Here is a 5,279-nt window from a genome sequence, read left to right on the forward strand (position 1 = left end):
CCCGCGAGCAGCATCCGGCCTGCCTTCAATCGCTTCTTTGTTGCGTCGCTTAACCGCTTTTGTGCCATGACAACATTCTCCAATATCACCATTGGAGATACAACGTTTCAGATGATCAAAAGTTGTCATGTTTTACGGAAATATCAATAACGATTGGGTAAGGTCAATGTTGATGTCGTGATGGGATTCCGCGGCAATCGCATGCTGGGCCATCTCGTACCATGTTGTGATGTAATTCATTTCGAGCCCCCTTCGATGGTTGTCTTCTTTGGCTTGAGTACTTTGTTCACAAAATTTCTATCCGCGAATGGGACTGCCAAGTAGGGATATGGCGCATTGCCGCTGGCAGGACACACGCCACCGGCGTTCCATGAAAGTCCCGTTGGCGAATACCCCTTGCCCCAGTTCTTTGTGACCGCCAATGCGAAACCCCTCTTGACAGCAAGCACTTCATTGGTTCTGAGGTCCACCACCACCAACTCGCCGCCCGCCACCGCCAGTTCGCGATCCATCGGGCGCTTGATGCCGTACCAATAGAAGCCATACTGACTTTGGAGATCGTTTGCGGGCGTTGGAGCCAACGGGATCGAATAATCCCTTCCGTCGTAGGCGCGCTTGCGTTCGTACCGCTCATAGCGAAGATAAGGAGGCGACTGAAGTTGGCTTTTAGCGGAAAGATTGGGTTTTTCCATGATTGGATACTGAGTCGCCATAACGCCTTGAAAAATTCTTTCAGCATTGCTTGTATGCCCTTCATAGAATAAGGGTGCTTCGATCACGTATCTGTCCTGGCTCTCGTGGCGTCCGGACTCAGTCCGCGGCCGTATCTGATACACCGCCTCCACATCCTCCACGGTCTTGTAGATGAACTCCCCCGCTTCCGCCTCGCACAGCGCCTTGAAGTAGTCCTCGCTGCTCATCCCCGGCCGATACACCTTCTTGTCGCCATCGGGGATCACGGGCCGTCGCAGGTTCGGGTTCGGCCAGTATTCCGGGTGGGGCTTGCGACGCAGGCGGTAGAGGTCGCAGTCAGCGACTGCGGGACCATTTTTTATGCGGCATTCCAGATACTTCTTTGGGTCGTATGACTCGCCGAATTCCTCCCGCCGCGATGGGTCCAGTGGCGGCAGTAGCGCCGCTACGACCCGAAAGCAGTCCTCTCGCTCATGGCTGTAGCTCGACCAACCGCAATCGTTGTCCACATTCAAGCGATGCGCTCTAAATCCGCCCGCGCTGACATACTCATCCTTGTCCGCCGCCAGACCCGACAGCGGCAGTATGGTGAGCACCACCGATAGACTTCGTTTCAACGCGTTCATGCGGCTCTCCTCGTTGCCGTGTCGCCCGTGATCGCAAACCTACGCCCGCCACCGTCCCGCCAGCGCCGACTTTTTAGAAACTTCGGCGCCTTGAAATCGAATCGGCTATCGCCGAAGTCGCCCTTGCCTTCCAGGAATTTGGTGACTTCCGGTCCCGGCAGGCGGCCGACCAGGCCTTCGATGTTCGGCTGGTCCTCGATGAAGATCGGCCCGGCTTCCGGGGGCACGCCGGAGTTGGCGACGCGCTCGCTGTCGTTGTGGTCGGCGTGACCATAGAGCTGCGTGATCATCGGATTGCTGCCCGTGCTTACCCCGGGTGAGCTCGGGTTGCTGATGCCGTATTCCGCCTGGGCCTGCGTCACTGCCCATTGGTGGCGCGGGTCAAGGTAGAGGTTGTCGGTGGGCAGCGGGGCGCCGGCTTTGGCGATGGCCTGCCGGTAGAGCGGATCGTCCTTAGCAACTAAAGGGGTCAGCATCACATTCCATTTCATTTCTCTCTCCTCAAATCGCTAAAACCTTCTGTCGCTCGTTCCAACACCGCTGCGCCCATCGCTCCGCCATTCACCCCGCCACCCGATCCATCAACTCCTCCACCCGATAACGACTGCCGTCGGCGAATTCGACGGTCTCGACGTCGCTGCCCATGGCGCCGATCAGGGCGATGAGTTCGCCGCCGCAGGTGAGCATCAGGTACTGGCCGCAATCGCTGGCGCCGATGGCGAGGTCGGGCAGGCCGAAGCCGGCGCCGAGGCGAACGGTCATCGCGTCGGTGGCGAGCGGGCCACCCTCCGCCACGAGACTGAGGTTTGCCACCGCCCCGCTCATGCGTCCCGCTCCGATATCGCAGTCTTCATGTGTCCGACATTGCCCATCGCCTGCCCTCCTCCCGGATTCCAGTTGCTTTGCCACCGCTTGTCGCCGTGTCGCCAGCGCCGACTTTTGCACCACTGCATCCCGGCGCTGGACGCTTCCCCTGCGATGGCGTACAGTAAGGATTCCTTACTTTCTGCTTCAGCGCCCGCCATGCTCGCCAAGCTCACTTCCAAGAACCAATTGACCCTGCCAAAAAGCATCACCGCCGCCGTCGGCGCTGCGGAATACTTTGATGTCGAGGCCAGCGATGGCCGCATCGTGCTGACGCCGGTGCGCATCCAGCGCGGCGATGCGGTGCGCGCCAAGCTGGCGGAACTCGACCTCCAGGAACAGGACACGGCCGATGCCGTGGCGTGGGCACGGCAGGCCGCAGCCGGCAAGCCTGCACGCAAGAAATGACTCGCCCGCCGCGGGTGGTGATCGACACCAATCTGGTGCTGTCGGCGCTGGTGTTCGCCGGCGGCCGGCTGGCGCCCCTGCGCCTGGCCTGGCAGGGCCAGCGCGTGCTGCCGCTGGTGTCGCGCGCCACGGCCGCCGAATTGATCCGCGCCCTGACCTACCCGAAGTTCAAGCTGGCCGCGCATGAGCAGGAAGAACTGCTGGCGGACTACCTGCCCTATTGCAAGACGGTGCGCATACCTGTTCCGCCCCCGGCGACACCGCCCTGTCGGGATGCATTCGACGTGCCCTTTCTGGAATTGGCGCTGGTCGGCAAGGCCGATGCGCTGGTGACCGGCGACAAGGACTTGCTTTGTCTTGTTGGTCAATTGGCGTGCCCGATCCTCAGTGCCGAGCGGTTTCTTGAAACGATCAGCGCACGCCTTTGAATCTCGGCGCGCAGCTGCCAGGCAGGTCAGGCCGGTGATCAACCGGGGAAAACCGGTGTTGCGGCCCTGTTTTATTGTGGATACAATAAATAAGTGAAGATCACCTGTGATCCGGCCAAGAACGCCGCCAATATCGAACGCCGCGCCCTGCCGTTCGATCTGATTGCGGACCTGGGCTGGAGCAGGGCGGTGATCGTCGAGAATCTGCGCAGGGACTACGGCGAACGCCGTTACCGCGTATTCGGCTATATCGGTGACCGGCTTTTCGCCGCCGTATTCACGCCACGCAGCGATGTCATCCGTGTCATCAGCCTGCGGAAAGCCAACAGCAGAGAGGTCAAACATCATGGCTGAACGTCGCAACCAATCCACGTCGATCGACGATGAAAACCCGGAATGGACGGCCGAGGACTTTGCCCGCGCCAGGCCAGCCTCCGAGGTGTTGCCCACGCTCGTGGGCGCCAAGGTGGCGGCAGCGATGCTGCGGCCAAAGCGGGGACGCCCGGTTTCCGCCAATCCCAAGGCGCACGTCAATCTGCGACTCGATCCCGACGTCGTCGCCGCCTTCCGGGCCACCGGCCGAGGCTGGCAAACCCGCCTGAATGCCGCGCTCAAGGATTGGCTCAAGGACCATTCTCCGGCGTGACTGTTACACCGGCGCCGCCTGGTTTTCAGCTTCAAATGCCAGCCCCTGCCCCCGCAGAACCTTGCCATGCTGCCGTCGGCACTCTGGCTCCCCGCTTGCGCAATACATACCTTATATGTATTATTGAGCCGTGAGTTTCGAATTCGACCCGAAGAAAGCGGCCGCCAATCTGCGCAAGCACCGCGTGTCCTTCGCCGAAGCCGAACCTGTGCTGTATGACCCGATGGCGCTAACACGCGAAGATTCCGATGCGCTTGCCGAACGCCGCTTTTTAACCTTGGGCACGGGTGCCCTTGGTCGGGTCCTGATGGTGTGCTGGACGGAATGAGGCTCGACCGTTCGAGTAATTTCAGCACGATTGGCCAATGCCAAAGAAAGGAAATGCTATGAAGGCTGACTACGACATGACCAAGGCCAAACGTGGCGCCGTACTGCCCGCGGCCGGCAAGACCCGGATCACGATCTACCTGGACGATTCGATTTTGGAAGCCTTTCGCCAGCGTGCGGAGCAAGAGGGCAAGGGCTATCAAACGCTGATCAACGAGGCGCTTGCCGCCTCGCTGGCGCAAAACACTGCGCCGGTGACCATCGGTGCGCTGCGCAGGATTCTGCGCGAGGAATTGCACACGGCCTGAGTACCCGGTCATGGCCATCACCGCTCCCGCAAACTCTCGCTGCCGTGCTGCAGCAGCGGACTCAGGAAATACTCGATCACCCTGCGCTTGCCGGTCTTGATTTCCACGCTCACCGCCATGCCGGCGGAAAGATTCACGGTTTTGCCTTCGACCTGCATGGTGGCGCGCTGCAGGCGGGCACGGGTGGAGTAGATCGGGCCGCGCCGCTTTTCATCGTCCTTTGGGTCGTTGATGGCGTCGCGCGAGACATGGACGAGGCTGGCGGGGATCGTGCCGTACTTGGTGAAGGGGAAGGTCTCGACCTTGACCTCGGCCTCCTGCCCGGCGTTCACGAAGCCGATGTCCTTGTTCTCCAGGAAGGCTTCGACTTCCAGCGCGTCGTCCCTGGGCACGATGACCATCAGGGTCTGGGCTTCGGTGACGACGCCACCGACGGTGCGCACGGCGAGTTGCTGCACGGTGCCGTCGACCGGCGCGGTAAGCGTCAGCAGTTTTCCGCGCGTGTCCGACTTGACCAGTTCCTGGCCGTAGGCGGTGGCCTTCTGTTCGGCCTCGTTGAGGGTATCCAGCGCCAGGCGCCGGGTTTCGGCGAGGGCCGAGTTGCGCTGGCCGCGCGCTTCGTCGATGGCGGCGGCGAGTTCCCGGAGGCGGCTTTTCTGGGTTTGCAGGTCGGCTTCCTGCTCGATGCGCGCCTGTTCCTTTTCCAGGTAGCCGTGCTTGGAAATGAAGTTCTTGTTCACCAGGCCCTTGAAGTCCTCGGCGCGCTGGCGCGCGATGGGCACGGTCTGCTCCAGCTTGCGCACGACCTCTTCAGTGGAACGCCGCTCGGCTTCGCGCTTGGCGATCTCGGCGTCGATGCGTGAAATGCGGGCCTGGTATTCGCCGTGCTGGCCGTCGAGGATGCGCTGCTCTTGCGCGATGCGTTCGGCGCCGATGTTGGCCGGCGGCTCGATGCGCGGCGCGCGGCCGGCGCCGAGCC

General features: G+C 61.5%; 10 protein-coding genes. 6 read left to right on the forward strand and 4 right to left on the reverse strand.

Going from position 1 to position 5,279, the window contains the following annotated elements; genetic code table 11:
* Nucleotides 1-236: 236 nt before the first annotated feature.
* The 3 genes from J0M27_RS21100 to J0M27_RS21110 all read right to left on the reverse strand — a co-directional run bounded on the left by J0M27_RS21100 (nt 237) and on the right by J0M27_RS21110 (nt 2,144).
* Nucleotides 237-1,319, reverse strand: a complete 1,083-nt coding sequence (locus J0M27_RS21100) for a hypothetical protein (RefSeq protein WP_294996625.1) — start codon at nt 1,317-1,319, stop codon at nt 237-239.
* The gene (locus J0M27_RS21105) at nt 1,316-1,810 is read right to left on the reverse strand and encodes a hypothetical protein (protein WP_294996628.1); all 495 of its coding nucleotides are present in this window, start codon (nt 1,808-1,810) and stop codon (nt 1,316-1,318) included. The genes J0M27_RS21100 and J0M27_RS21105 overlap by 4 nt, the downstream gene beginning before the upstream one ends.
* Before the next feature lie 70 nt (nt 1,811-1,880).
* The gene (locus tag J0M27_RS21110; RefSeq protein WP_294996629.1) at nt 1,881-2,144 is read right to left on the reverse strand and encodes a hypothetical protein; all 264 of its coding nucleotides are present in this window, start codon (nt 2,142-2,144) and stop codon (nt 1,881-1,883) included.
* A 198-nt stretch (nt 2,145-2,342) separates the two neighbouring features.
* On the opposite strand from J0M27_RS21110, the gene J0M27_RS21115 reads away from it, so the two are divergent.
* The 6 genes from J0M27_RS21115 to J0M27_RS21140 all read left to right on the forward strand — a co-directional run bounded on the left by J0M27_RS21115 (nt 2,343) and on the right by J0M27_RS21140 (nt 4,300).
* On the forward strand, nt 2,343-2,591 hold the full coding sequence (locus J0M27_RS21115; RefSeq protein ID WP_294996632.1) for an AbrB/MazE/SpoVT family DNA-binding domain-containing protein: 249 nt from the start codon (nt 2,343-2,345) through the stop codon (nt 2,589-2,591).
* The gene (locus tag J0M27_RS21120) at nt 2,588-3,019 is read left to right on the forward strand and encodes a putative toxin-antitoxin system toxin component, PIN family (RefSeq protein ID WP_294996635.1); all 432 of its coding nucleotides are present in this window, start codon (nt 2,588-2,590) and stop codon (nt 3,017-3,019) included. Before J0M27_RS21115 ends, J0M27_RS21120 begins: the two co-directional genes overlap by 4 nt.
* A gap of 93 nt (nt 3,020-3,112) precedes the next feature.
* Nucleotides 3,113-3,373: a BrnT family toxin gene (locus J0M27_RS21125; RefSeq protein WP_294996638.1), complete on the forward strand. Its 261-nt coding sequence runs from the start codon at nt 3,113-3,115 to the stop codon at nt 3,371-3,373.
* On the forward strand, nt 3,366-3,665 hold the full coding sequence (locus J0M27_RS21130; protein WP_294996641.1) for a BrnA antitoxin family protein: 300 nt from the start codon (nt 3,366-3,368) through the stop codon (nt 3,663-3,665). The genes J0M27_RS21125 and J0M27_RS21130 overlap by 8 nt, the downstream gene beginning before the upstream one ends.
* Before the next feature lie 130 nt (nt 3,666-3,795).
* A complete protein-coding gene (locus J0M27_RS21135; protein WP_294996644.1) occupies nt 3,796-3,993 on the forward strand; it encodes a BrnT family toxin in 198 nt (65 codons plus the stop codon).
* A gap of 76 nt (nt 3,994-4,069) precedes the next feature.
* Nucleotides 4,070-4,300 (forward strand): BrnA antitoxin family protein, encoded by a 231-nt coding sequence (locus tag J0M27_RS21140; protein ID WP_294996647.1) that lies wholly within the window; start codon nt 4,070-4,072, stop codon nt 4,298-4,300.
* A 17-nt stretch (nt 4,301-4,317) separates the two neighbouring features.
* Here the strand turns inward: J0M27_RS21140 and J0M27_RS21145 are convergent.
* A partial coding sequence (locus tag J0M27_RS21145) for an HlyD family type I secretion periplasmic adaptor subunit (protein ID WP_294996650.1) occupies nt 4,318-5,279 on the reverse strand: 962 nt, incomplete at its 5' end.

Origin of the sequence: Sulfuritalea sp., from assembly GCF_017302275.1 — a bacterium.
Classification (GTDB): Bacteria; Pseudomonadota; Gammaproteobacteria; order Burkholderiales; family Rhodocyclaceae; genus Sulfuritalea.